The organism is Nocardia sp. NPDC005825 (assembly GCF_040630175.1).
GTDB lineage: Bacteria > Actinomycetota > Actinomycetes > Mycobacteriales > Mycobacteriaceae > Nocardia.
In genome coordinates this window covers 31,848-55,225 of record NZ_JBEXXC010000023.1, presented here as the reverse complement: position 1 = coordinate 55,225, position 23,378 = coordinate 31,848, and the positions used below count along the sequence as shown (strand labels likewise).

Here is a 23,378-nt window from a genome sequence, read left to right as displayed (position 1 = left end):
ATGGCCGCCGAACTCGCCGAACTGCTCGGCATCGCCAGCGCGGTGCTCGACTCCGCCGCACCGCGTTTCGTCGAGGGCATCGGGGCGCCGAGCGCGGTCGAGAAGGGGCGCAACGACTTCGCCACCGAACTCGACCTGGAACTCGAGCGCACCATCTCGCAGCGACTGGCCGAGCGCACCGGAATCCCGGTGCACGGCGAGGAATTCGGCGGCCCGCAACTGACCACGGGCACCGCATGGGTGCTCGACCCGATCGACGGCACCTTCAACTACTCGGCGGGCAGCCCCATGTGCGGGATGCTGCTATCGCTGGTGCGTGACGGCGTCCCCGTCATCGGCCTGACCTGGCTGCCGATCCTGGGCCAGCGCTACGCGGCCGTCGACGGCGGGCCGCTGCTGCTCAACGGCACCCCGCTGCCGCAGTTGGCCCCGGCCAAACTGGCCACCGCCATGATCGGGTTCGGCAGCTTCAATATCGATGGGGCGGGCCGGATTCCGGGCATCTTCCGCTTCAACCTGCTGGGCGCGCTGTCGCGACTGTCGGGCCGGCAGCGCATGTACGGCTCCACCGGCATCGACCTGGCCTACACCGCGTCCGGAATTCTGGGCGGGGCCGTGGTGTTCGGACATCACCCGTGGGACAACGCCGCGGGCGTGGTGCTGGTCCGGGCCGCGGGCGGGGTCGTCACCGATCTGCTGGGCGCGGACTGGACCATCGAATCCGGTTCGGTGCTGGCCGCCGCGCCCGGCGTGCACGAGGAACTACTGGAACTGATCGCCGACACCGCCGATCGGGTCCGAGGAGAGGCAGAGCAGTGACACTTGCGGTACGCGTGATTCCGTGCCTGGACGTCGACGCCGGGCGCGTGGTCAAGGGCGTCAACTTCGAAAACCTCAGGGACGCGGGCGATCCCGTCGAACTGGCGGCCACCTACGACGCCCAGGGCGCGGACGAGCTGACCTTCCTCGACGTCACCGCCTCCACCGGCGACCGCGGCACCATGATCGACGTGGTCACCCGCACCGCCGAGCAGATCTTCATCCCGCTCACCGTCGGCGGCGGCGTGCGCACCGTCGAGGACGTGGACCGGCTGCTGCGCGCCGGCGCGGACAAGGTGTCGGTGAACACCGCCGCCATCGCCCGCCCCGAGGTGCTGCGCGAGATGTCGGAGCGGTTCGGCTCGCAGTGCATCGTGCTGTCGGTCGACGCCCGCACCGTGCCCGCGGGCCAGGACCCCACTCCGTCGGGCTGGGAGGTCACCACCCACGGCGGCAAGCGCGGTACCGGCATCGACGCCGTGGAGTGGGCCGTGCGCGGCGCCGAGCTGGGCGTGGGGGAGATCCTGCTGAACTCGATGGACGCCGACGGCACCAAGGCCGGTTTCGACCTGACCATGATCCGCGCGGTGCGCGCCGCGGTGTCGGTGCCGGTCATCGCCTCCGGCGGTGCGGGCAAGGTCGCCGACTTCGCCCCGGCCGTGCAGGCGGGCGCGGACGCGGTGCTGGCCGCCAGCGTCTTCCACTTCGGCGATCTCACCATCGGCGAGGTCAAGGACGCCATGCGCACGGAAGGAATCACGGTTCGATGAGCGCCCTGGATCCCGCGATCGCCGCCCGCCTCAAGCGCAATGCCGACGGCCTGTTCGCCGCCATCGCGCAGGAGAAGAGCACCGGCGACGTGCTGATGATGGCGTGGATGGACGACGAGGCGCTGGCCCGCACCCTCGACACCCGCAAGGGCACCTACTACTCGCGCTCGCGGCAGCAGTACTGGGTCAAGGGCGAGACCTCCGGCCACACCCAGTACGTGCACGAGGTGCGGCTGGACTGCGACGGCGACACCGTGCTGCTCATCGTCGACCAGGAGGGCGCGGCCTGCCACACCGGCACCCACACCTGCTTCGACACCGACGTGCTGCTGTCGCGGGGCGATCGGCTGCTGTCCGACGAGGGCTGAGCCTCAGTCGGATTCGGCGGGATCCAGACCCAGATGCGAGCTGGGCCGCCCCGCGCGGCCGAGACCGCGGGTCATGCCCTTGTCGAGCTGCGCCACCAGGGTTTCACCGAGGGTCAGCAGCTGCTCGGTCTGATCGGCGTCGAGGCCGTCGAACACCAGGCCGCGCACGCACTCCAGATAGCCGGGCCCGGCGTCGCTGACCTTTCGATATCCCGCGTCGGTGAGCACGGCCTGGGCCCCGCGACGGCCGGTCAGCGCCACGCGTTGCGCCCAGCCGAGCCGCTCGAGTTTGGACACCACGTGCGAGAGCCGTGATAGCGATGCGTTTGCCTTTTGCGCGAGGTCGCTGAGTTGCAAGCGGTGATCGGGTTCTTCGGAGAGCAAGGTCATCACGAAGTATTCGAAATGGGTAATCCCGGACTCGCGTTGCAGCTGGGTATCCAAAGCGGCGGGCAGTCGGGTGGTGAGCGCGATCAAGGTTCGCCAAGCTCGCTGTTCTTGGGGATTCATCGACTTGGTCACCGTGCGCGCCCTCTCGTACCAGCCGAGTGACGGTTGGTCCCCGACCGTTCGAGAGCCCGTGTCGCGGCATCGAACAAGTCACTCGCACGTCAAAGTTTGCCACGACTTCGCTCGTCAGTCACGGTGTTGCTGAATGACGTGACATCGGTCACGCGTGTTGCACGCGGAATTAGTTCGTGCCTACTTCGGGAGGATTTGCCGGAGTTTCCGGCGACACGCTCGGCTTTTCCGGTTCGTTTCGCTGTTTGTCGGCGCGGTGGCGGCGGAATCCCCTGCGCGCCAAGAGAAATGCGACCAGCAGGAACAACAGGGCGGCGATGATCGCGCCCGCCAGGCAGGCGCCGCGGAATCCCGGCGCGTCGACGTCGAGAATGCGTTCCCCGGCGTGCGCGGCATTGGAGTTGCCCCACACGATGGTCAGCGTCATCAAATTCGGGATGGCGAGGATCAGGGCCAGGACGATGGCCCCGCCCGCGACGAACTTTCCGGCCCGTTTACGCCAGGACAGGCCCGCCGTCAGCAAGAGGAAAAGTGGCACTGCCGTGCATATCAGGCCCATCAACAGGCCGTACCAGATGCCCTTGGCGAAACTCGAACCGACCATTTCCCCCAGGCGCTGCGCCCACCATCGCGGAATGAACGCGGCCAGGATCAGATAGGACACCCACAACACCGCCAGGGTCACCACCGCGGCAATGATGCGATTGCGCCACGTGACGAAGGTTGAAGACTTTCGCTCCTGCTCGGTGCCGGCCGTAGTCATGCGCTCAGCGTATGTCCGAATTGTCAGCGGGCGAAGCACCGACGCGACGGGGTCGCGTGCCGGGGCCGGGCAGGAGCGGTCCGTCAGCGTTCGCGCAGGAACTTCAGAGCTTCGTCGGCGTGCACGTTGGCGCGCATCTCGCTGTTGATCACCTTGGCCACGGTGCGATCCGGGTCGATCACGAAGGTGGTCCGCTTGACCGGCACGATCGCGCCCAGCAGGCCGCGCTTCACGCCGAACTCCGCGGCGACCTTCGCGCCCGGGTCCGAGAGCACCGGGTATCCCAGTCCCTGCTTCTCGGCGAATCCCGACTGCACCTCGACCGAATCCGCGCTGATGCCCACGCAGCTCGCCCCGGCGGCCTTGAATTCCGTTGCCAGATCCCGGAAGTGGCACGCCTCGGCGGTGCACACCGGCGTGTTCGCCGCGGGATAGAAGAACAGCACCACCGGGCCGTCCGCGAGCAATGACTCGAGCGAACGCGCGGTGCCGGACTGATCCGATAGTTCGAAATTGGGTGCGAGCTGACCGACCTTCATGCCCGTACCCTACCCCCAATTCATCGTGCACGAGCTTTTCGGGGAGGCGGTCACCGTCCGGCCGGAATCCCTTGCCGGGCACGGTGCTTGGTGGGTGCCCACCGCCGGCCTGTCCGTCACTTCCCTGCCTGGGGGTCCGGGGGTCGGCCCCCGGAGCCCCAACCACCCCCGACACACGGTGTCGGTGCGGCGTCACACCCCGATCAGGGCGGCGACCTCCGGGTTCTTGATGTTCATCACGTCGAGGATGCCGTGGGCGCGCAGGAACGGCTTCAGTTCCTTGATGCGATCGGTGTGCTCGGCGTACTCGTCGGGGAAGTTGCGCGGATCCAGCGATTCCAGCGCCTTCACGTACGTGACGAACGAGGAGATGGCGGAGTACTTACCGCCGGGGTTCATATTCATCATCCGAGGCAGCTGACCGGGCATGACGCCCGGGGCCATCTGCGGAGCTGGGTGCCGTGAACCCTCCGGAGCCACCGGTTGCGAGGGGTACATCTGTGTTGATCTCCTCTCGAAAATGGGGGATACCGCGTGCTACCGCCGCGAGCGTGGTGAGACCGCTTCAGGTATTCGCCGCAGCGGCCCGCTCGGCTGGGCAGGGAGAGCGATTTAGATCCCGCCCGGTGGGCCTGGAATGATGGGGCAATGCACGGCGCCCACGGTTTGCCAATCGACACCACCACCTCCCGGGAGCAGTTCCGGTCGCTCGCGGCCGATCACCGCGTGGTCCCGGTGATCCGAAAGGTGCTGGCGGACTCCGAGACTCCGCTGTCCGCCTACCGCAAACTGGCCGCCGACCGGCCCGGCACCTTCCTGCTGGAGTCGGCGGAGAACGGCCGCTCGTGGTCGCGATGGTCGTTCATCGGCGCGGGCAGCCCCAGCGCGCTCACCGTGGTCGACGACCAGGCCGCCTGGCTCGGGCAGACCCCGGCCGACGCGCCCGTCGGCGGCGACCCCCTCGAAGCGCTGCGCGAGTCGCTGCGGGTGCTGCGCACCGAGCGCCTGCCCGGCCTGCCGCCGCTGACCGGCGGCCTGGTCGGCTACCTCGGCTACGACACCGTGCGCCGGCTCGAGCGGCTGCCCAGCCTGGCCACCGACGACCTCCAGGTCCCCGAGATGGTCCTGATGCTGGCCACCGACCTGGCCGCCTTCGACCACCACGAGGGCGCGATCACCCTGATCGCCAACGCGGTGAACTGGAACGGCACCGACGAGCGCGTCGACGAGGCCTACGACGACGCCGTCGCCCGCCTGGACCGCATGACCGAGGCCCTGGCCGCGCCCGCCGAATCCACCGTCTCGGTCTTCGACCGGCCCGAGCCCGACTACCGCCGCCAGCGCACCTCCGAGGAGTTCGGCGCGGGCGTGCGTCGCCTGGTCAAGGAGATCGAGGCGGGCGAGGCGTTCCAGGTGGTGCTCTCGCAGCGCTTCGAGATGGACTACCACGGCACCCCGCTGGACCTCTACCGCATGCTGCGCGCCTCCAACCCGAGCCCGTACATGTACCTCATGCACATCCCGGACGGCTCCGGCGGCACCGCGTTCTCCATCGTCGGTTCCAGCCCCGAATCGCTGGTCACGGTGAAGGACGGCGTGGCCACCACGCACCCGATCGCGGGCACCCGCTGGCGCGGGGCCACCGAGGAGGACGACCTCCTGCTGGAGAAGGGCCTGCTCGAGGACGCGAAGGAGAACGCCGAGCACCTCATGCTCGTCGACCTGGGCCGCAACGACCTGGGCCGGGTCTGCGAGCCGGGCACCGTGCGGGTCACCGAGTACCGGCACGTCGAGCGGTACTCGCACGTCATGCACCTGGTGTCCACGGTGTCGGGCCGGCTGCGGGCGGGCAAGGTCGCGCTCGACGCGGTCCAGGCCTGCTTCCCGGCCGGAACGCTGTCCGGCGCGCCCAAGGTCCGGGCCATGGAGTTGATCGAGGAACTCGAGCCCACCCGCCGCGGCGTGTACGCGGGCGTGGTCGGCTACCTCGACTTCGCCGGTGACGCCGACACCGCGATCGCCATCCGCACCGCGCTGCTCAAGGGCGGCACCGCCTACGTGCAGGCCGGCGCGGGCATCGTGGCCGACTCCGACCCGGAGTACGAGGACGTGGAATCGCGCAACAAGGCCATGGCGGTCCTCAAGGCCATCGCGGCCGCGGAGACCGTTCGCGCCTACCGGCCGAACGGCGCCGCGCAATGACCGATCCCGACCCCGATAGTCGCCCGGCGGACGCCGCCGGACCGTCGGGGACCGAGTCCGCCGCGGAACCGGTTGCACCGCAGGCTGATACGCATACCGGGGGAGCGGGCGCGGCGGACCGGGATGCCGCGGCCACGGATGCCGCGCGGGCCGAGGCGGACGCTCGGGCCGCCGGGGCCGATGCGCGGGTCGCCGAGGCTGACGCCCGGGCCGCCGAAGCCGATGCCCGAGCCGCGGAAGCCGAGGGCGCGCGCAAACGGCCGCGGCCCATCGCGGCCGTAGCGCTGCTCGCGATCGCCGCCGCGCTGCTGTGGGCGTCCTCGCGCATGACCTGGGTGACCCTCGAGGTGACCAGCGAGCTCGGCCCGCCGCGCACCGCCCACCTCAACGGCAGTACCTGGTTCGGCGCGCTGACGCCGCTGGCCCTGGTCCTGCTGGCCACCATCGCGGCGGTGTTCGCCACCCACGGCTGGTGGCGGCGCGGCGTGGGCGTGGTGGTGGCGGTGCTCGCCGCGGTGGCCGCGGTGCCCGCCTACGCCCTGTTGGTCCATCAGGGCAGGACCGGTGACCGGGCCGCCCGGCTGGCCGAGCTGCGGGGCTGGGAGCACCCCGGAACCGTGACCACCGCGTCGTTGCCGGCCGTGCTGGCGCTGGTCGGGGCGGTGGCGGCGTTCGTGGCCGGGCTGCTGCTGGTGCGTATGCCCCGCGAGACGGCCCGCATGTCGGGCAAGTACGACAGCCCGGCCGTGCGGAAGTCCGCGGCGGCCGAACAGGTTGCCCAGCATCACGCCGACCGGGGACCCGCGGAATCCGGGTCACAGTCGCCGTCCAAGGACCAGTTGTCGGGTCGCGTGCTGTGGGACGCGCTCGACGAGGGCCTGGATCCGACCGACGACGACGCCGATCACTCTGCCGCGCAGGACGATCCGGGTTCCGGGGCCGCGCGCGGGGAACACCACTGAGCTGGGCCGGACAGCGGCAGCGTCGCCGCTTCCAGCCCCGCCGTCAAGACCGGGAACATAGCCATTTACTCTTTATCAGCAGCGGTGAGACAGCGCCTGGGGGGATTCTCAGGCAGCAAGTCCGTCTCCCCAGAAAGGATTCGAGCCAGATGACGGTACTCGACTCGATTCTCGACGGGGTCCGTGCGGACGTGGCCGCGCGGGAAGCCCTTCTGGATTTCCAGGCCGTGAAAGCGGCCGCGGCGGCGGCGCGCTCCCCGCGTGACGCCAAGGCCGCCCTGCACGCCGAGGGCATCGGCGTCATCGCCGAGGTGAAGCGGGCCAGCCCCTCCAAGGGCGCGCTCGCCGACATCCCCAACCCCGCCGACCTGGCCCGCGCCTACGAGGACGGCGGCGCCCGCATCATCAGCGTGCTCACCGAGCAGCGCCGCTTCGGCGGTTCGCTGGCCGACCTGGACGCGGTCCGCGCCGCGGTCGACATCCCGGTCCTGCGCAAGGACTTCATCGTCGGCCCGTACCAGATCCACGAGGCCCGCGCGCACGGCGCCGACGTGATCCTGCTGATCGTGGCCGCGCTGGAGCAGGACGTGCTGTCCGCGCTCATCGACCGCACCGAATCGCTGGGCATGACCGCGCTGGTCGAGGTGCACACCGAGGAAGAGGCCGACCGCGCCCTCGAGGCCGGGGCCAGCGTGATCGGCGTGAACGCCCGCAACCTGAAGACCCTTGAGGTGGACCGGGATGTGTTCGCGCGCATCGCCCCCGGTCTGCCCAGTGAAGTGATCCGCGTGGCCGAGTCCGGCATTCGCGGCACCGCCGACCTGCTGGCCTACGCCGGTGCGGGCGCGGACGCCGTGCTCGTCGGCGAGGGCCTGGTGACCAGCGGCGACCCGCGCGCCGCGGTGGCCGAGCTGGTGACCGCCGGAACCCACCCGTCCTGCCCGAAACCGGTTCGCCGGGGACGGTGAAAGAAGCGATGACACAGACCGAAAAGCTGTCCGGCAAGAACACTCTCGGCCTGCCCCAGGCCAGCGACGGTGTCGCGCACAAGAGTCACGAACCCGACGTGGGCGGCCACTTCGGCGTGTACGGCGGCCGCCATGTGCCCGAGGCGCTGATGGCCGTGATCGAAGAGGTCACCGCCGAATACGACAAGTGCCGGGTGGACCCGAACTTCCTCGACGAGCTGGACCGGCTGCAGCGCGACTACACCGGGCGTCCCTCGCCGGTGTTCGAGTGCAAGAACCTCTCGCAGCACGCGGGCGGCGCGCGCATCTTCCTGAAGCGGGAAGACCTGAACCACACCGGTTCTCACAAAATCAACAATGTGCTCGGCCAGGTGCTGCTGGCCAAGCGCATGAACAAGACCCGTGTCATCGCCGAGACCGGCGCGGGCCAGCACGGCGTCGCCACCGCCACGGCGTGCGCGCTGCTGGGCATCGAGTGCGTCATCTACATGGGCGCGGTCGACACCGTGCGCCAGCAGCTGAACGTGGCCCGCATGCGCCTGCTGGGCGCCGAAGTCATCAGCGTGACAACGGGTTCGCAGACCCTCAAGGACGCCATCAACGAGGCGCTGCGCGACTGGGTCACCAATGCCGAGCAGACCTACTACTGCTTCGGCACGGCCGCGGGCCCGCACCCGTTCCCGCTCATGGTGCGCGACTTCCAGCGCGTCGTCGGCCTGGAGACGCGGCAGCAGATCCAGGCCCACACCGGCCGCCTGCCCGACGCGGTAACCGCCTGCGTCGGTGGCGGTTCCAACGCGATCGGCATCTTCCACGCCTTCCTCGACGATCCGGCCGTGCGCCTGATCGGCTACGAGGCCGCCGGCGACGGCGTCGAAACCGGCCGTCACGCCGCCACTTTCACCGGTGGCAGCCCGGGCGCATTCCAGGGCGCGTACTCGTACCTGTTGCAGGACGAGGACGGGCAGACGATCGAATCGCACTCGATCTCCGCGGGTCTGGACTACCCGGGCGTCGGCCCGGAGCACGCCTACCTCAAGGACATCGGGCGCGCCGAGTACTACCCGGTCACCGACACCGAGGCCATGGACGCGCTCCTGCTGCTGAGCCGTGCCGAGGGCATCATCCCGGCCGTCGAGTCCGCGCACGCGGTGGCGGGCGCGATCAAGCTCGGTCAGGAGCTGGGCCCGGAGAAGATCATCGTGGTCAACCTGTCCGGCCGCGGTGACAAGGACATGGACACCGCCGCCCAGTGGTTCGGGCTGTTCGACACGCCCGAGGGGGACGACAAGTGAGCCAGCAGTCCCGTCTCGCCAACACCTTCGCGGCCTGCCGCGAGGAGAACCGCGCCGCGCTCATCGGCTACCTGCCCGCGGGCTATCCGGACGTGCAGGGCTCGATCGACGCGTGCAAGGCGATGGTCGAATCCGGTTGCGACATCATCGAAGTCGGCGTCGCCTACTCCGATCCGGTGATGGACGGCCCCACCATCCAGCGTGCCGCCGAACAGGCCCTGGCCGGTGGCGTGCGGGTGCGCGACGTGTTCAAGGTCGTGGAGGCCATCTCCCAGGCGGGCGGCAAGGCCGTCGTCATGACCTACTGGAATCCGGTGCTGAAGTACGGCGTGGACAGCTTCTCCCGCGATCTCGCGGCGGCGGGCGGTCTGGGCCTGATCACCCCCAACCTGATTCCGGAGGAGGCCGACGACTGGTTCGTGGCGTCCTCCACCCATAACCTGGACCGCATCTTCCTGGTCGCGCCGTCTTCCACCGAGGAGCGGCTCGTCAAGACCCTCGAGGCCTCCAAGGGCTTCGTGTACGCGGCCTCCACCATGGGCGTCACCGGCGCGCGTGACGCGGTGTCGTCGATGGCTCCGGCGCTGTGCGCCCGCATCCGCGCCCACTCCGACATTCCGATCGGCGTCGGCCTGGGTGTGCGCAGCGGCGCGCAGGCCGCCGAGATCGCCTCCTACGCCGACGGCGTCATCGTGGGCTCGGCCCTGGTGACGGCGGCCGCGCAGGGCCTGGACGCGATCCGGGCGCTGACCGACGAGCTGGCGCAGGGCGTCCGCTCGGCGGCGGTCGCTTCCTAGCCGAAGGACCTTTTGAGAGGTGTGTACCGAATTCGGTATACACCTTTCTTTTCGGCCGTGAACCTGCCCGTGGCCGTACGGAGGGGTCGCTCGAACACTGCTACGGTGGGGACTCGTGACCTTACGAGCCCTTGCCGAGAGCACCGGCGCCGATGTCCTGGCCTATATCCCCAGTCCGCCTCGCGGCGTGTGGTACCTCGGGCCGTTCCCGCTGCGCGCCTACGCGATCTGCATCATCATCGGCATCGTCGCGGCCATCTGGCTGGGCGAGAAGCGGTGGGTGGCCCGCGGCGGCGAGTCCGGCGCGGTGCTCGACATCGCCATGTTCGCGGTGCCGCTGGGCCTGATCGGCGGGCGGCTCTACCACGTGGCCACCGACTGGGAGAAGTACTTCGGCCCGCATCGCAAGGCCGACGCCCACTGGTGGGCCATCTGGCAGGGCGGGCTCGGCATCTGGGGCGCGGTGCTGCTGGGCGCGTTCGGCGCCTGGATCGGCTGCCGCCACTATCGAATCCCCTTGCCCGCCTTCGGTGACGCCATCGCGCCGGGCGTGCTGCTGGCGCAGGCCATCGGTCGCCTGGGCAACTACTTCAACCAGGAGCTCTTCGGCCGCGAGACCACCCTGCCGTGGGGTCTGGAGATCTTCGACCGCTTCGACGCCAACGGCGGCTCCGACCCGATGAACGGCGTCTCCAACGGCGTGGTGGTGCACGTCGTGCAGCCGACGTTCCTCTACGAGCTGCTGTGGAACCTGCTGGGCGTCGCGATCCTGCTGTACGTGGACCGCAAGTTCCGCATCGGCCACGGCCGTCTGTTCGCCCTGTACGTGGCCATCTACTGCTTCGGCCGGTTCTTCGTGGAACTGCTGCGCGACGACGAGGCCACCCACATCGCGGGCCTGCGCGTGAACACCTTCACCTCGGCGATCGTATTCGTCTGCGCCGTGGCCTATTTCCTGCTCGCCACCAAGGGCCGGGAGACTCCCGCGCAGGTGCGGGCGGGCGCGGAACGCCCCTGGCCATGGCAGTTCGGCGCACTGCGCGCCTACGGAGCGGCCGTCGCGACCGAACCCGCGATTCCGAGCACGGGCGCCGCGGCGAAGGAGTCCGCTGAGGAGAAGTCCGGCGCCGACGACTCAGCCGGCCAGGCCGAATCCACTGACGAGGCCGAATCCGAATCCGCTGACAAGGCAGAGCCTGCCGACGACGCGGAGCCCGCCGACAAGGCCGAGGCCGCGGCTGAGCCGGAGAAGGTCGAGGTCGCCAAGAAGTCCGACACCGCGGACAAGGCGGACAGCAAGAGCGATTCCTGATCATGGAATCGCGCGAATCCCGTAGCGCGGCGCGGTGATTCGGGAGACAATCGGGCATCGACGGCCGCCGGTGCGGCCGTAGGGGGAACGGGTCGGCGGGAGCACCCGTCCGCATGCCAGGAGGGGCGAGTGACCGGTCCGTATCAGCAGCAACCCGGTTTCGGTGGGCCACAGTACGGTCCACCGGGCACCGGACCGGCGGGGCAGCAGTACGGCCTCCCGGCTCCGATGCCCGCGGCCGCTCCGCGACAACCCGGGTTCCTGATCGCGATCGGCGATATCGCGGTCTCGGAGGGTCTGATCACCACTCCGTCGGGCAGTTTCCCGCTGCGCGGGGCGATCTGGACCGCGACCGATATGTCGCAATCCTCGGAGCGGACCCCGCCGTACGCCATCGTGCTGGCGATCCTGTTCCTGCCCTTCTGTTTCCTCGGGTTGCTGTTCCTGCTCATCAAGCAGAAGGTGGTGGCCGGATACGTGCAGGTCACCGTGAACAGCGCGGGCCGGTTCCACTCGGCGATGATCGCGGTGCACAACGAATCCACCTTCCCGATGGTCATGCACCAGGTGAACTACGCGCGCACACTCAGCGCCATGTAGCGGTCGATTCGCTTCGCCCGGCAACGAATCCGCGACGGCACGCGATAATTCCTGCGTGACCGATCCCTTCCAGAAACAGCCGCCGCAGGACGGCCCGCAGTACGGCGCGCCCGGCACGGGCCCGCAGTACGGACAGCCCTACGGCCAGCAGCCCTATCCGGATCCCCAGCAGTTCGCCGCGCCCGGCCAGCAGTTCGGCCAGCCGGGTGACCAGTTCGGCCAGCCCCAGCAGTTCGCGCAGCCGGGCCAGCCCTACGGCCAGCCGCAGCAGTTCGCCGCGCCCGGCCCGTACGGACCCTACGGCGCGGACCCGGAGGCCCCGTTCGGCCGGGATCCGTTCGGAGTTCCGTTGTCGGACAAGAGCAAGCTGACCGCGGGCCTGTTGCAGCTGCTCGCCGGCGGTTTCGGAATCGGCCGTTTCTACCTGGGCTACACCACGATCGGCGTGCTGCAGCTGGTCACCTGTGGCGGTTGCGGTATCTGGGCGCTGATCGACGGCATCCTGATCCTCACCGGCAAGGTGCCCGATCTCCAGGGGCGTCCGCTGCGCGACTGAGCGCGACACTCCGCATATCGGCGGCCGTCACTCGACCGGGTGGCGGCCGTTCGCGCTTATCATCGGGCCGGAGCCGGATCCAGGTTTTCGCGCATCGTGATGGTTGCCGTGCCGCCCGGTCGGTCCGCGGCGTACCCTTTGTCGGTTGTTTGTCGCGTGTTCACCCCACACGCCCGAGGAGAGGTCCCCGTCGTGCGCCACAAGCTAGCCGCCGTCCTGCTCGCCGTCGTCGCCGCAGCCGGGCTCGTCGCCTGCAGCTCGAGCAAGGACGACGCGAACACTTTGAAGGTGGGCACCGAGGGCAACTACTCTCCCTTCACCTACCAGGACAACGGCAGCCTCACCGGCTACGACGTCGAGGTGATCAAGGCCGTCGGCGACAAGCTCGGCAAGAAGGTCGAGTTCACCACCGCGCCCTGGGACTCGCTGTTCGCGGCCCTGGAATCCAAGCGTGTGGACCTCGTCGCCAACCAGGTGACCGTCAAACCCGAACGCGAGCAGAAGTATTCGCTGTCGCAGCCCTACACGGTCTCCGAGGGCGTCATCGTCACCAAGACCGGCAACGGCGGCATCCACGCCCTCACCGACCTGTCGGGCAAGACCTGCGCCCAGTCCGAGACCAGCAACTGGGCCGAGGTCGCGCGCGGCGCGGGCTGCAAGGTCGAGGCCATCCCCGGCTTCGTCGAGGCCGTGCAGCTGCTCAAGACCGGCCGCGCCGACGCCACCGTCAACGACACCCTCGCGGTGAACGCCTACGCCAAGCAGCAGGGCGCGGGCATCGTGCAGGTCGCCGGCAAGACCGGTGAGACCTCCAAGCAGGCCTTCGCCGCCCGCAAGGACTCCCAGGCCCTCACCGATCAGGTGAACAAGGCTCTCGACGAGCTGCGCGCCGACGGCACCCTGGCCAAGATCTCCGAGAAGTACTTCGGCACCGACGTCAGCAAGTAAGCGGCGCGGGGCATTTCGACATGGACGACGCCACCTGGGCGCTGATCCGGCACAACCTGTGGCCCATGCTCGAGGCCACGGTGAACAAGACGCTGCCGCTGACCGCGATCAGTTTCCTGATCGGGCTGGTGATCGCGCTGTTCGTGGCGCTGGCGCGGATGTCGAGCGTGTGGCCGCTGTCGGCGGCCGCACGCGTCTACATCTCGATCATTCGCGGTACGCCGCTGCTGGTGCAGCTGTTCATCATCTTCTTCGGCCTGCCGGCGTTCGACATCGTGCTGGAGCCGTTCCCGGCGGCGATCATCGCGTTCAGCCTCAATGTGGGCGGGTACGCGGCGGAAATCATTCGGGCCGCGATTCTTTCGGTGGCCCACGGGCAGTGGGAGGCGTCGTACTCGGTCGGCATGAGCTACGCCCAGTCGCTGCGGCTGGTGATCCTGCCTCAGGCCTCCCGCATCGCGGTGCCGCCGCTGTCCAACACGCTGATCTCGCTGGTGAAGGACACCTCGCTGGCGTCGACCATCCTGGTCACCGAGTTGCTGCGCACCGCGCAGATGGCTGCCGCGCCGACCTTCGATTTTTTCGCCCTCTACGGCGTGGCCGCCATCTATTACTGGGTTGTCTGCCTCATCCTGGGATTCTTCCAAACCTTCCTGGAGACCCGTCTGGCCAGGCACGTCGCCCGATGACCTGCCGATAGCTGAACGGGTGCTTACAAGAACCGTATATGTGTGTGCCGGGGTCGGCATGAGCCTTACCACAGGTCTAGGGTTGAACGCGTGATGCGACGAACGAAGATTGTGTGCACCCTCGGACCCGCAGTGTCATCCGAGGACCGGATTCGTGAGCTCGTCGAAAGTGGCATGGACGTTGCGCGCCTGAACTTCAGCCACGGCGAGCACTCCGATCATGCCGAGAACTACAAGAAGGTGCGTGCGGCCAGCGATACCGCCGGTCGCGCGGTCGGCATCCTCGCCGACCTGCAGGGCCCCAAGATCCGGCTGGGCCGGTTCGAGGGCGACGGCAAAACGGTGTGGAACACCGGCGAGGAAGTCCGTATCACCGTCGAGGATGTCATCGGCACTCACGACCGTGTTTCCACCACCTACAAGCACCTGGCCAAGGACGCCAAGCCCGGCGACCGCCTGCTCGTGGACGACGGCAAGGTCGGGCTGACCGTGCTGAGCGTCGATGACAACGACGTCATCTGCAAGGTCACCGAGGGCGGCCCCGTCTCCAACAACAAGGGCGTCTCGCTGCCCGGCATGGACGTGTCCGTGCCCGCGCTGTCCGAAAAGGACATCGACGACCTGGAATTCGCCCTGAAGCTGGGCGTGGACTTCATCGCGCTGTCCTTCGTGCGCTCGCCCTCCGACGTGGAGCTGGTGCACGACATCATGGACCGCGTGGGCCACCGCGTGCCGGTCATCGGCAAGCTCGAAAAGCCCGAAGCCATCGACAATCTGGAGGCCATCGTGCTGGCCTTCGACGCCATCATGGTCGCCCGCGGCGACCTCGGCGTCGAGCTGCCACTCGAGCAGGTGCCGCTGGTGCAGAAGCGTGCCGTGCAGATGGCGCGGGAGAACGCCAAGCCGGTCATCGTGGCCACCCAGATGCTGGAATCCATGATCACCAACTCGCGCCCGACCCGCGCCGAGGCCTCCGACGTGGCCAACGCCGTGCTCGACGGCGCGGACGCGGTCATGCTCTCGGGCGAGACCTCGGTCGGCGACTACCCGATCGAGGCCGTGCGCACCATGGCCCGCATCGTGCACGCGGTGGAGTCCGAGTCCTCGACCCGGGTGCCGCCGCTGACCCACGTGCCGCGGACCAAGCGCGGGGTCATCTCCTACGCCGCCCGCGACATCGGCGAGCGCCTCAATGCCAAAGCGCTGGTGGCGTTCACGCAGTCCGGTGACACGGTGCGCCGCCTGGCTCGCCTGCACACCCCGCTGCCGCTGCTGGCCTTCACCCCGCAGTCCGCGATTCGCAGTCAGCTGGCCTTGACGTGGGGCGTCGAAACGTTCATCGTTCCTCCGGTGGGCACGACCGACGAGATGATCCACCAGGTCGACAACGCGCTGTTGTCGATCGGGCGGTACAGCAAGGGTGATCTCGTGGTCATCGTGGCCGGCTCCCCGCCGGGTACTGTCGGGTCCACCAACCTGATCCACGTGCATCGCATCGGCGAGGAGGACCACTAATTTGAGTGCGTCGCTGGACGAGACGTCTGCGGACGTCGTCGCGGACCCCGAGGGGGCCGGGCTATCGGATGATCTGCGGGTGCTGCTGCGTCTGCTCGATCTCGAGGAGAACGGCCCCGACATCTTCCTCGGACATCACCCCGAGAAGGTGTGGAGCCGCACGTTCGGCGGCCAGCTGGTCGCACAGGCGATCATCGCCGCGGGCCGGACCGTGGGACCGGAACGGCCCATCCACGCGGTGAACGCGCACTTCGTGCGCGGCGGCGACCCGAAGCAGCCGATCGAATACCACGTCGATCGGCATCGCGACGGCCGCTCCATCGCCAACCGCACGGTGACCGCGTACCAGGACGGCCAGGAGCTGTTCGTCATGCTCGCGGCTTTCCAGGACTGGGGCAAGGGGCTCGAGCACGGCACACCCCTGCCCGACGTGCCCGGACCGGAAGGCCTTCCGCGCGTGGAGGAGTCGTTCGCGGGCATGGAGGACAAGCTCCAGATGTTCGTGGACGCACCGCATCCCATCGAGATGCGCTACACCAACGACCCGGCCTGGATCCTCAAGGGCAAGGGCGAGAGCCTCGGCCACAACCGGGTCTGGATGCGCACCGACGGCGCGTTGCCCGACGATCCGCTGATTCACGTTGCGGCGCTGGCGTATTCGTCCGACACCACGGTGCTGGACTCGATCATCACCACGCACGGCCTGTCGTGGGGCTGGGACCGCATCATCGCGGCCACGGTGAACCACTCCATCTGGTTCCACCGGCCCTTCCGCTTCGACGACTGGTCGCTGTACGCGACCGAGTCGCCGGTGGCGGCGGGCTCGCGCGGCCTGGCCCGCGGGCACTTCTACGCCACGAACGGCGACCTGCTGGCGACGACCGTCCAGGAAGGCGTGATCCGCCACTTCCCGGCGCGCCGCTGAGACACGCGATGGCGGGCCGTACCCCTGGGGGTGCGGCCCGTTGTCACGTCCGGGCTAGATCAGTTCCCGATTCTCTTCGAGGTCGAAGTTCTCGCGCTGCAGGGCGTGCACGATGTAGGGGATCGGCTCACCCGCGGAGAGCTCCAGCAGCAGCCGCTGCTCCAGTTTGGCGATGCCCGCCTTGGTGAGCTGGCGGGCTTCCCCGACGAGGCTGAGCGCGATCTCGTAGGTGCGGCGCTCGCCCGGTTCGGCGGCGGGATGATCCAGCCGCCACTGGGTTTCGAGCACCGTGTGGGCGGGATCGTCGCACTCCACCGGGAGGGTGAAGCGCCACGCGAAGATATCTCGATCGGCGACGTATTCGTCGACCACCCGGCACACCGTCTCGGTGACGCGGCGCAGGGTGTGAGGTGTCACGTAAACATGGAGCGAAACATCCGAAATGCGCTTCGGCATGTCCTTGGTCCTGTTCTTGTGTCGAACCACCGGCAGTGGCGTTCGGCGGAACGGATAAGTGTTCCGCGCGAGAGTGTAATCCCTTACCGGACCATCGCGGCAGCAAGGTGTATTGACACGCGGACTCCGACCGGCCGGTTTGCCGGGTTCCCCTGCTATCCGGCGGATTCCGCCGCGCGGCGGGCCGGGTACTGGATCGGATGAGGCGACGGCGTGGCCGGTGATTGCGCTGCCGCTCTGGGTGATTCGGGGCGTCTGCCCGCTTCGCCGCGTCCGCCGTCTATCACCAGCAGCGGCGGCTGCCCGTCGGCGGCGCTGCGCGGGCGCAGCGTGGCCTGCGGATGCTGATGCGCGTGCATCGCCAGCAGCAGCGGCACCAGCGCCTCGGCGATCTTGTCGCCGACATCGCAATACTGTTGCGGGGACAGTCCGACCGGGTCGGAGATGTTCTCGCGCCCGACATAGGCCAGGTCGTCGCGCGCGGCGTGCAGGCCGACCACGGTGCGCGCACCGCTGACCTTCGCGATCCGGTACGCCTCGAGCAGGGTGAAGGTGCGGGGGAGCGCGGCGGGCACGAGTTCGCGAACCTGGTCGCGGATCTTCTCGGTCATGGTGAGCACCAGGTCGGCGCGGTGCACCATCTCGGGCTTGAGCCGCCGGGCCTTGAAGTTGGAGGCGTCACCGCCGAGGCCGGTAATCGTCTGTGCGGCCAGGGGTTCCACGGGGAAGCCCACCAGGGCGCGCACGCCGGCGCTCTCGGCGGTGAGCTCTTGTAGTCCGTGGTCGGCGGCCACCGCCAAGGTGAGGCGTTCGGCGATGACGGATCGGCAAACATTTCCGCTGCAGACGAACAGGACGTGCATGCGGACAACCTATGCCCGCCGTTGTCGATTCGAAACAGTTCCGTGACCGAATCACACGTTTCAACCGGATTGTTCATGCGGTGGCCGGATGTCGCTCACCTGTTGTCGGCGGGTGTTTACCGGAGTGTCCGGCGGGCCAACGGCATCGCGGACGATCATGCCTTTTCGCGCACGCCGAATCAATAGCTCGACGATTATTCGTCGGTCGTGCCGTACAACGCGGATTCCGTTACCACGGGCGCGATTTCGGATGCGGCGCCGCGCGTGCGCCCGCGGGTGGAGAACAGTCGCCCGCGGGCCGGGACGATCGGCGCGAATCGCGCCAGTCCGATGTCCGCGGACATGTCGTCGTACACGGAATCTATTCCACCCCTGGAGAAATAGGCCTCGTGCCAGAACCCGGTCCCGCCGGAGTCCCGCAGGAACCGCTGCCACCAGTCCCGATGCGGGTCCGACCGCGTCCACCGCTCCAGGCTCTCCAGGTCCCGCCAGTACTGCCGCGCCCCCCAGTGCGGCGGGAACAGCGACCACACCACGTCCTCGTGGGACAGCAGCCCGTCGGGCCGATCCTGATGCGATCTGTACAGCTTCGGCCCGAGGCCCAGCAGCCGCAGCATCCCGCGCGGCCTGTGCACGCGCATGCCGAGCAGGATCACGACCAGGTCCGGATAGTCGGCCAGGTCGGCGGTCGTTCTCTTCACCGGCATTCGTGACCTCCGCACGGTTGGCTCCTCTGTGCGGGTCTACGTGGCTCCCGTGCCCGCGGTTCGAAACGCGGTCCTGCGAATCGAGTCTACGACGTACTCAACCGCAGGACCGCCGAGCTGCCCTGGACAGCAACTATCTTCACGGTCAGGCCATTCAGGAAAATGGTCCCGCCGACCCCGGTGGATCCGCTCACCGGCAGCCCGAACACCGTGGTGGACGCCGTGGTCGACAGGGCGCTGATCTCCCCGATCCGCACACTGCCGCCGATCCGCGAATATCCGGGGACCGGAATGGTCGTGGGCCCATCGACCCGAATTTCGCAATTACCTTTCGAACAGGCCCCCAGATCGGTCCCATTCGCCGCCGCGGGTAATCCGCCCGAGGCTTTCGTGGTGTCCTTCGCGGAATTCGTGGTCGTGGAATTCTGTCGCACGGTCGTCATCCCCGTCTGTGTCGTCTCGGGCATCGCGTGCCCGTCCGTCTCCGATCCGCATCCCCCGATGAGCCCCGCGATCAGCACACCCACGGCGAGGCCCCACCCGCCTCTCGCCATCGAGGTCTTCGGGATTCGCATACGGCCTCCATACAGCTTCCGGAACAACGGCCCACCGATCATGCGCCATGATGACCGAGTGCGTGTACTGGTTACCGGAGCGAATGGATATCTCGGCCGCGCCGTCGTCGCGGCCCTGTCCGCCGCGGGCCACGAACCCGTCGCCATGATCCGCGCCGCCGCCCCGCCGATCCCCGGCGCCGCCGAGGTCCGCACCGCCGATCTGCTCGACGAACCCGCGCTCGCCCGCGCCCTGCGCGACATCGACGCGGTCTGCCATCTCGCCGGCCTGACCCGGGCCCGCGAGTCCCTGTCCGAGCCGCTGCGCTACTTCCGCGGCAACACCACCGCGACCCTCACGCTGCTCGAGGCCATGTCCGCCGCCGGCGTCCCGCGCCTGGTCTTCGCGTCGACCGCCGCGATCTATGGGACCCCCGACCGGCAGCCGATGGCCGAAGACCTCCCGGACGCCCCACCGCATCCGTATGCCCGCAGCAAGCTGGCCGCCGAGCTGGCCATCGAAGGCGCGGCCCAGTCCGGTGATCTGGCGGCGGTGATCCTCCGCCTGTCCAATATCGCCGGCGGCGCCGACCCCGATCCGACCCGCCTGATCCCGCGCGCACTGGCTGCGGCAGCGGGGAATTCACCCCTGCCGGTGAATGGTGACGGCACCGCCACCCGCGACTACCTGCACGTCGACGATGCCGCCCGCGCTTTCACGGCGGCCGTCGACCACCTGTCGACCCCCGGCGTGGTCGCCCGCTACACCATCGGCAGCGGTCACGGCACCAGCATCATCGAGGTGGTCGCCGCGGTGGAACGGGTGACCGGTCGCCGGGTCGCCCTCGACCACCGGCCCCCGGCCCCGGAACCGCCGGTCCTGGTCGTCGACCCATCCCAGGCGATCGCCGAAATGGGCTGGAAGCCAACTCGTTCCACCATCGACGCGATCATCCGCGATACGGCCACAGAATCTCCACACGGTGTCCGCCGGGACCGCACATCCGGTTCCTAGTGTCGGTGTGCGAACGGCCCGAATAATGGAGAACGGAGGGTTCGCATGCGCGACTCGGATGAATTCACCCGGTGGACTGCGGAATTCGAGGCCAAGGCGCGTGCCCGGGCCCGGACCGGCGACCCGGACTGGACCGCCGGCGCGACCCTGCATCCCGCCCTCGTGCGCAGTATCCAGCGTTTTCAGGTGGGGGAGTCGGGTGACGGGGCGCATCTCATCGCCAAGGCCGACGCCGCCGGGGATCCGGTTTACGCTGCGGCGGTTCGGCTGTTCGTCGCCGAGGAGGCGAACCACGCGCGGCTGCTGCTGAACCTCCTGCACGCCGCGGGGGAGCGGCCGATCTCGCGCCATTGGACCGACGCGGTCTTCGTCGTCCTGCGCCGGGGACTGGGCTTGCGGCTGGAACTCATGGTGCTGTCGATCGCCGAGGTCATCGCCATCCCTTATTACTCGGCGCTCCGCGACGGCGCCCGCGACCCGCTCGCCACCCGCACCGCCGCCCTGATCCTGGCCGACGAGCAACGCCACATTCCGTTCCACGCGCAGCGTCTGCGCCTCGCCTTCGCCGCCACACCGCCCGGATTACGTCCCCTCGTCCGCGCTGTCTGGCGGGGAATCCTGCACGTCGCGATCGCGGTGGTGCTGGTCGATCACGGCCGGGCGTTACGTCAATTGGGCTGCACCCGAAGAGAATTCGCGCGCACCGCACGCGCGCTGTTCGGCCCGATCTGTGCGACCGCCCTACCGCGGCCGGACCGTGCGCAGCCGTCGGCGAATCCGCGAAACGCGGGGGAAGTGATTGGGTGACCGATCTCCGGATCCGAGATCTCCCTTGGTGCCGAGTGTGGGAATCGAACCCACACGCCCTTCCGGGCAACGGTTTTTGAGACCGTCGCGTCTGCCAATTCCGCCAACTCGGCGCACCGGAGGGAAATGATAGCGGGTAGTGGTGCAAACCAACTAATCGAGGGGGTCGGCGCACTACAGGGTTGTGATACTGGTCGGTTTGCGCTGGGTACGTGGGTTGTAGGGCCGGGTGAACGGTACTCTTTGGGAGACTCGGGTGCGTGCTGGTCCTGTGAGGGTGGCGCAAGACGAGGTGGCATCGGGTATCGGATTTCGGAAGCGACAGGGGTTCATCTATGGGAACGACAGCAGGGGGCGGTTCGAAGAAGGACGCTGCGGCGTCCGCCCCCAAGCGGGTGGTGGTTGCCGAGGACGAGGCGCTCATCCGGATGGACCTGGTGGAGATGCTCTCCGAGGAGGGCTATCACGTGGTGGGTGAGGCGGGTGACGGTCAGCAGGCCGTGGACCTCGCTGTGGAGCTGCGTCCGGATCTGGTGATCATGGACGTGAAGATGCCGCGCCGGGACGGCATCGACGCGGCGGCCGAGATCGCGTCGAAACGCGTTGCGCCGGTGGTCATCCTGACCGCCTTCAGCCAGCGCGACCTGGTCGAACGGGCACGCGACGCGGGGGCGATGGCGTACCTGGTGAAGCCGTTCACCAAGTCGGATCTGGTGCCGGCCATCGAATTGGCCGCATCGCGATTCCATGAGATCGCCGCGCTCGAGAGCGAGGTCGCGAACCTCACCGACCGGCTCGAGACGCGCAAGCTGGTGGAGCGTGCCAAGGGTGTGCTCATGCAGACCCAGGGGCTATCCGAGCCGCAGGCGTTCAAGTGGATTCAGCGCACCGCCATGGATCGTCGCACCACTATGAAGGCGGTCGCGGAAGTGGTGCTGGAGAACCTCGCACCGAAGTAAGTCGCATTTGCCGGGTCGTCGCCCTGTTGTTGCCACTAATGCACTGAGGAAATTTACAGTGCGGTAACAACAGGGCGTTCCACTTTAGTTGCGATGTCACATGGATGATTCGAATGTGATGCGGACCTAACGTGGCCCGACTATGTTTCTGTGCGGGCCGATCGATGGGGCGGCCCTCCTCGGTCACCCCGGGGGCGCACAGAACATGAGGTGAATCGTGCTTGGTTCAATGACGCGCACGTCGACCCTGCGGCACAGTCGCACGGTCAAGATGCTTGTCGTCGGGGCCGCGGCCGTACTCGCATTGGGCAGTGCCGGCTGCAGTAGCAAATCGACGGACAATTCGGGTGGAGGCGGGTCGAATCTGACCATCGCGCCCCTGGTGCAGGTGGACTCGCAGGGCAAGGAGGTCCCGGTCACGGACTCCAGCGCGGCCGCCGACCCCGCCGGTGACGGCAAGGGCAAGTGCGCCCCGCAGACCATCGCGATGGCCGGCCCGCTGACCGGCGACAACGCCAACCTCGGCCTCAACATCATCCGCGGTGTGAAGCTGGCGCTGGACCAGCACAACAAGGCCAACCCCGGCTGCCAGGTCTCGGTCAAGGAATTCGACACCGAGGGCGACCCGCAGAAGGCCACCCAGGTCATTCCGACCATCGTCAGCGACCCGTCGATCGTGGCGCTGATCGGCCCCACCTTCTCCGGCGAGACCAAGGCGACCGGCGCGATCCTCAACCAGGCCAACCTGCTGTCACTGACGCCGTCGGCCACCAACGTCACCCTCACCACCAACGGCTGGACCAACTTCTTCCGCGGTCTGGGCAATGACGGCATCCAGGGCCCGGCGGTGGCCGGATACCTGAAGGGCACCGGCAAGTTCAAGAAGATCTGCGTCATCCAGGACGACTCGGATTACGGCACCGGCCTGGCCAAGACTGTCACCGAGGGCCTGGGCCCGATCGCCGACCCGAGCTGCGCGGCCAGCGTGAAGGCGAAGCAGAAGGACTTCTCGGCGACGGTGTCCAAGATGGCATCGGCCAAGCCGGACGGCATCTTCTACGCGGGCTACTACGCCGAGGCCGCCCCGCTGGTGAGCCAGCTGCGTGACGGCGGCGTGACCGCGACCTTCATCTCCGACGACGGCACCAAGGACGTCGAGTTCACCAAGCAGGCCGGCAGCAAGTCCAAGGACGCGCTGCTCTCCTGCCCGTGTGGTCCGGCCGGTGACAAGTTCGCCACCGCCTACAAGGCGTTCAACAACTACGAGCCCGGCACCTACTCGACCGAGGGCTACGACCTGACCACGATCGTGCTCAAGGGCATCGAGGCCGGTAAGGTCACCCGCCCCGACCTGGTCGAATACGTGCGCGGCTACGACGGCCAGGGTCTGGCGCGTCAGTACAAGTGGGGTTCCACCGGTGAATTGGCCAACGCGTTGATCTGGATGTATCAGGTCAAGTAGCGATC

Annotated in this window: 27 protein-coding genes and 1 tRNA gene; 19 read left to right on the top strand and 9 right to left on the bottom strand. The window is 68.4% G+C overall.

What is annotated here, in order from left to right:
- Genes ABZ382_RS34740 through hisI form a run of 3 tightly spaced genes read left to right on the top strand, consistent with a single transcriptional unit; the run spans position 1 to position 1,957 of the window.
- Positions 1–819: an inositol monophosphatase gene (locus tag ABZ382_RS34740; protein WP_357097967.1), complete on the top strand. Its 819-nt coding sequence runs from the start codon at positions 1–3 to the stop codon at positions 817–819.
- The gene (hisF, locus tag ABZ382_RS34735; protein ID WP_357097965.1) at positions 816–1,589 is read left to right on the top strand and encodes an imidazole glycerol phosphate synthase subunit HisF; all 774 of its coding nucleotides are present in this window, start codon (positions 816–818) and stop codon (positions 1,587–1,589) included. The genes ABZ382_RS34740 and hisF overlap by 4 nt, the downstream gene beginning before the upstream one ends.
- Positions 1,586–1,957, top strand: a complete 372-nt coding sequence (gene hisI / locus ABZ382_RS34730) for a phosphoribosyl-AMP cyclohydrolase (protein WP_357097962.1) — start codon at positions 1,586–1,588, stop codon at positions 1,955–1,957. The genes hisF and hisI overlap by 4 nt, the downstream gene beginning before the upstream one ends.
- A 3-nt stretch (positions 1,958–1,960) precedes the next feature.
- Here hisI and ABZ382_RS34725 read toward each other — a convergent pair whose 3' ends face one another.
- The 4 genes from ABZ382_RS34725 to ABZ382_RS34710 form a co-directional block, all read right to left on the bottom strand.
- Positions 1,961–2,467, bottom strand: a complete 507-nt coding sequence (locus ABZ382_RS34725) for a MarR family transcriptional regulator (protein ID WP_357097959.1) — start codon at positions 2,465–2,467, stop codon at positions 1,961–1,963.
- A gap of 181 nt (positions 2,468–2,648) precedes the next feature.
- Positions 2,649–3,242 carry a permease gene (locus ABZ382_RS34720; protein ID WP_357097956.1) on the bottom strand — a complete coding sequence of 198 codons (594 nt, stop codon included), beginning with the start codon at positions 3,240–3,242 and terminating at the stop codon, positions 2,649–2,651.
- An 83-nt stretch (positions 3,243–3,325) separates the two neighbouring features.
- Entirely contained in the window at positions 3,326–3,781 is a 456-nt protein-coding gene (locus ABZ382_RS34715) for a peroxiredoxin (RefSeq protein ID WP_357097954.1), read from the bottom strand.
- Positions 3,782–3,973: 192 nt separating this feature from the next.
- Positions 3,974–4,189, bottom strand: coding sequence for a hypothetical protein (locus ABZ382_RS34710; RefSeq protein WP_357097951.1), 216 nt, complete (start codon positions 4,187–4,189; stop codon positions 3,974–3,976).
- 240 nt (positions 4,190–4,429) lie between these two features.
- On the opposite strand from ABZ382_RS34710, the gene ABZ382_RS34705 reads away from it, so the two are divergent.
- From ABZ382_RS34705 to ABZ382_RS34650, 12 genes are all read left to right on the top strand, one after another.
- Positions 4,430–5,983: an anthranilate synthase component I gene (locus tag ABZ382_RS34705; RefSeq protein WP_357097948.1), complete on the top strand. Its 1,554-nt coding sequence runs from the start codon at positions 4,430–4,432 to the stop codon at positions 5,981–5,983.
- Positions 5,980–6,945, top strand: a complete 966-nt coding sequence (locus ABZ382_RS34700; RefSeq protein ID WP_357097945.1) for a TIGR02234 family membrane protein — start codon at positions 5,980–5,982, stop codon at positions 6,943–6,945. Before ABZ382_RS34705 ends, ABZ382_RS34700 begins: the two co-directional genes overlap by 4 nt.
- 149 nt (positions 6,946–7,094) lie before the next feature.
- Positions 7,095–7,913, top strand: coding sequence for an indole-3-glycerol phosphate synthase TrpC (gene trpC / locus ABZ382_RS34695; protein WP_213560553.1), 819 nt, complete (start codon positions 7,095–7,097; stop codon positions 7,911–7,913).
- 8 nt (positions 7,914–7,921) lie between these two features.
- The gene (trpB, locus tag ABZ382_RS34690; protein ID WP_357097942.1) at positions 7,922–9,208 is read left to right on the top strand and encodes a tryptophan synthase subunit beta; all 1,287 of its coding nucleotides are present in this window, start codon (positions 7,922–7,924) and stop codon (positions 9,206–9,208) included.
- Positions 9,205–10,005, top strand: a complete 801-nt coding sequence (gene trpA, locus ABZ382_RS34685) for a tryptophan synthase subunit alpha (protein ID WP_357097939.1) — start codon at positions 9,205–9,207, stop codon at positions 10,003–10,005. The genes trpB and trpA overlap by 4 nt, the downstream gene beginning before the upstream one ends.
- Before the next feature lie 115 nt (positions 10,006–10,120).
- Complete coding sequence (gene lgt, locus ABZ382_RS34680; RefSeq protein WP_357097936.1) at positions 10,121–11,317, top strand: prolipoprotein diacylglyceryl transferase; 1,197 nt, start codon at positions 10,121–10,123, stop codon at positions 11,315–11,317.
- A 129-nt stretch (positions 11,318–11,446) separates the two neighbouring features.
- Positions 11,447–11,917, top strand: coding sequence for a hypothetical protein (locus ABZ382_RS34675; protein ID WP_357097933.1), 471 nt, complete (start codon positions 11,447–11,449; stop codon positions 11,915–11,917).
- A 55-nt stretch (positions 11,918–11,972) separates the two neighbouring features.
- A complete protein-coding gene (locus tag ABZ382_RS34670) occupies positions 11,973–12,473 on the top strand; it encodes an NINE protein (RefSeq protein WP_357097930.1) in 501 nt (166 codons plus the stop codon).
- A 192-nt stretch (positions 12,474–12,665) separates the two neighbouring features.
- Complete coding sequence (locus ABZ382_RS34665; RefSeq protein WP_357097927.1) at positions 12,666–13,421, top strand: transporter substrate-binding domain-containing protein; 756 nt, start codon at positions 12,666–12,668, stop codon at positions 13,419–13,421.
- Between the two features lie 20 nt (positions 13,422–13,441).
- The gene (locus tag ABZ382_RS34660; protein ID WP_357097924.1) at positions 13,442–14,110 is read left to right on the top strand and encodes an amino acid ABC transporter permease; all 669 of its coding nucleotides are present in this window, start codon (positions 13,442–13,444) and stop codon (positions 14,108–14,110) included.
- Between the two features lie 90 nt (positions 14,111–14,200).
- The gene (pyk, locus tag ABZ382_RS34655; protein WP_357097921.1) at positions 14,201–15,625 is read left to right on the top strand and encodes a pyruvate kinase; all 1,425 of its coding nucleotides are present in this window, start codon (positions 14,201–14,203) and stop codon (positions 15,623–15,625) included.
- A 13-nt stretch (positions 15,626–15,638) separates the two neighbouring features.
- Positions 15,639–16,550: an acyl-CoA thioesterase II gene (locus ABZ382_RS34650; protein WP_357098034.1), complete on the top strand. Its 912-nt coding sequence runs from the start codon at positions 15,639–15,641 to the stop codon at positions 16,548–16,550.
- Positions 16,551–16,604: 54 nt separating this feature from the next.
- Here the strand turns inward: ABZ382_RS34650 and ABZ382_RS34645 are convergent, their stop codons facing one another.
- The 4 genes from ABZ382_RS34645 to ABZ382_RS34630 form a co-directional block, all read right to left on the bottom strand.
- Positions 16,605–16,967 (bottom strand): hypothetical protein, encoded by a 363-nt coding sequence (locus ABZ382_RS34645; RefSeq protein ID WP_357097919.1) that lies wholly within the window; start codon positions 16,965–16,967, stop codon positions 16,605–16,607.
- 194 nt (positions 16,968–17,161) lie between these two features.
- Entirely contained in the window at positions 17,162–17,869 is a 708-nt protein-coding gene (locus ABZ382_RS34640; RefSeq protein WP_357097917.1) for a low molecular weight phosphatase family protein, read from the bottom strand.
- 194 nt (positions 17,870–18,063) lie between these two features.
- A complete protein-coding gene (locus ABZ382_RS34635; RefSeq protein WP_357097914.1) occupies positions 18,064–18,576 on the bottom strand; it encodes a DUF4188 domain-containing protein in 513 nt (170 codons plus the stop codon).
- A gap of 86 nt (positions 18,577–18,662) precedes the next feature.
- The gene (locus tag ABZ382_RS34630) at positions 18,663–19,097 is read right to left on the bottom strand and encodes a hypothetical protein (protein ID WP_357097912.1); all 435 of its coding nucleotides are present in this window, start codon (positions 19,095–19,097) and stop codon (positions 18,663–18,665) included.
- A 112-nt stretch (positions 19,098–19,209) separates the two neighbouring features.
- Between ABZ382_RS34630 and ABZ382_RS34625 the strand changes: the two genes are divergently transcribed.
- The gene (locus ABZ382_RS34625; RefSeq protein ID WP_357097909.1) at positions 19,210–20,145 is read left to right on the top strand and encodes an NAD-dependent epimerase/dehydratase family protein; all 936 of its coding nucleotides are present in this window, start codon (positions 19,210–19,212) and stop codon (positions 20,143–20,145) included.
- A gap of 45 nt (positions 20,146–20,190) precedes the next feature.
- Positions 20,191–20,952, top strand: coding sequence for a ferritin-like domain-containing protein (locus ABZ382_RS34620; RefSeq protein ID WP_357097907.1), 762 nt, complete (start codon positions 20,191–20,193; stop codon positions 20,950–20,952).
- Between the two features lie 26 nt (positions 20,953–20,978).
- Here ABZ382_RS34620 and ABZ382_RS34615 read toward each other — a convergent pair.
- A tRNA-Leu gene (locus ABZ382_RS34615) sits at positions 20,979–21,065 on the bottom strand.
- Between the two features lie 222 nt (positions 21,066–21,287).
- Between ABZ382_RS34615 and ABZ382_RS34610 the strand changes: the two genes are divergently transcribed.
- Positions 21,288–21,911, top strand: a complete 624-nt coding sequence (locus ABZ382_RS34610) for an ANTAR domain-containing response regulator (RefSeq protein ID WP_357097904.1) — start codon at positions 21,288–21,290, stop codon at positions 21,909–21,911.
- Positions 21,912–22,182: 271 nt separating this feature from the next.
- On the top strand, positions 22,183–23,373 hold the full coding sequence (locus ABZ382_RS34605; RefSeq protein WP_357098031.1) for a branched-chain amino acid ABC transporter substrate-binding protein: 1,191 nt from the start codon (positions 22,183–22,185) through the stop codon (positions 23,371–23,373).
- Positions 23,374–23,378 lie beyond the last annotated feature (5 nt).

Bases quoted from the DNA above. Each gene is read 5' to 3' on its own strand.
- ABZ382_RS34740 (WP_357097967.1), top strand. From the start codon at position 1: ATGGCCGCCGAACTCGCCGAACTGCTCGGCATCGCCAGCGCGGTGCTC.
- hisI (WP_357097962.1), top strand. From the start codon at position 1,586: ATGAGCGCCCTGGATCCCGCGATCGCCGCCCGCCTCAAGCGCAATGCC.
- ABZ382_RS34725 (WP_357097959.1), bottom strand. From the start codon at position 2,467: ATGAATCCCCAAGAACAGCGAGCTTGGCGAACCTTGATCGCGCTCACC.
- ABZ382_RS34720 (WP_357097956.1), bottom strand. From the start codon at position 3,242: ATGACTACGGCCGGCACCGAGCAGGAGCGAAAGTCTTCAACCTTCGTC.
- ABZ382_RS34715 (WP_357097954.1), bottom strand. From the start codon at position 3,781: ATGAAGGTCGGTCAGCTCGCACCCAATTTCGAACTATCGGATCAGTCC.
- ABZ382_RS34710 (WP_357097951.1), bottom strand. From the start codon at position 4,189: ATGATGAATATGAACCCCGGCGGTAAGTACTCCGCCATCTCCTCGTTC.
- ABZ382_RS34705 (WP_357097948.1), top strand. From the start codon at position 4,430: ATGCACGGCGCCCACGGTTTGCCAATCGACACCACCACCTCCCGGGAG.
- ABZ382_RS34700 (WP_357097945.1), top strand. From the start codon at position 5,980: ATGACCGATCCCGACCCCGATAGTCGCCCGGCGGACGCCGCCGGACCG.
- trpC (WP_213560553.1), top strand. From the start codon at position 7,095: ATGACGGTACTCGACTCGATTCTCGACGGGGTCCGTGCGGACGTGGCC.
- trpB (WP_357097942.1), top strand. From the start codon at position 7,922: ATGACACAGACCGAAAAGCTGTCCGGCAAGAACACTCTCGGCCTGCCC.
- ABZ382_RS34660 (WP_357097924.1), top strand. From the start codon at position 13,442: ATGGACGACGCCACCTGGGCGCTGATCCGGCACAACCTGTGGCCCATG.
- ABZ382_RS34640 (WP_357097917.1), bottom strand. From the start codon at position 17,869: ATGCACGTCCTGTTCGTCTGCAGCGGAAATGTTTGCCGATCCGTCATC.
- ABZ382_RS34635 (WP_357097914.1), bottom strand. From the start codon at position 18,576: ATGCCGGTGAAGAGAACGACCGCCGACCTGGCCGACTATCCGGACCTG.
- ABZ382_RS34620 (WP_357097907.1), top strand. From the start codon at position 20,191: ATGCGCGACTCGGATGAATTCACCCGGTGGACTGCGGAATTCGAGGCC.
- ABZ382_RS34610 (WP_357097904.1), top strand. From the start codon at position 21,288: ATGGGAACGACAGCAGGGGGCGGTTCGAAGAAGGACGCTGCGGCGTCC.
- ABZ382_RS34605 (WP_357098031.1), top strand. From the start codon at position 22,183: ATGCTTGTCGTCGGGGCCGCGGCCGTACTCGCATTGGGCAGTGCCGGC.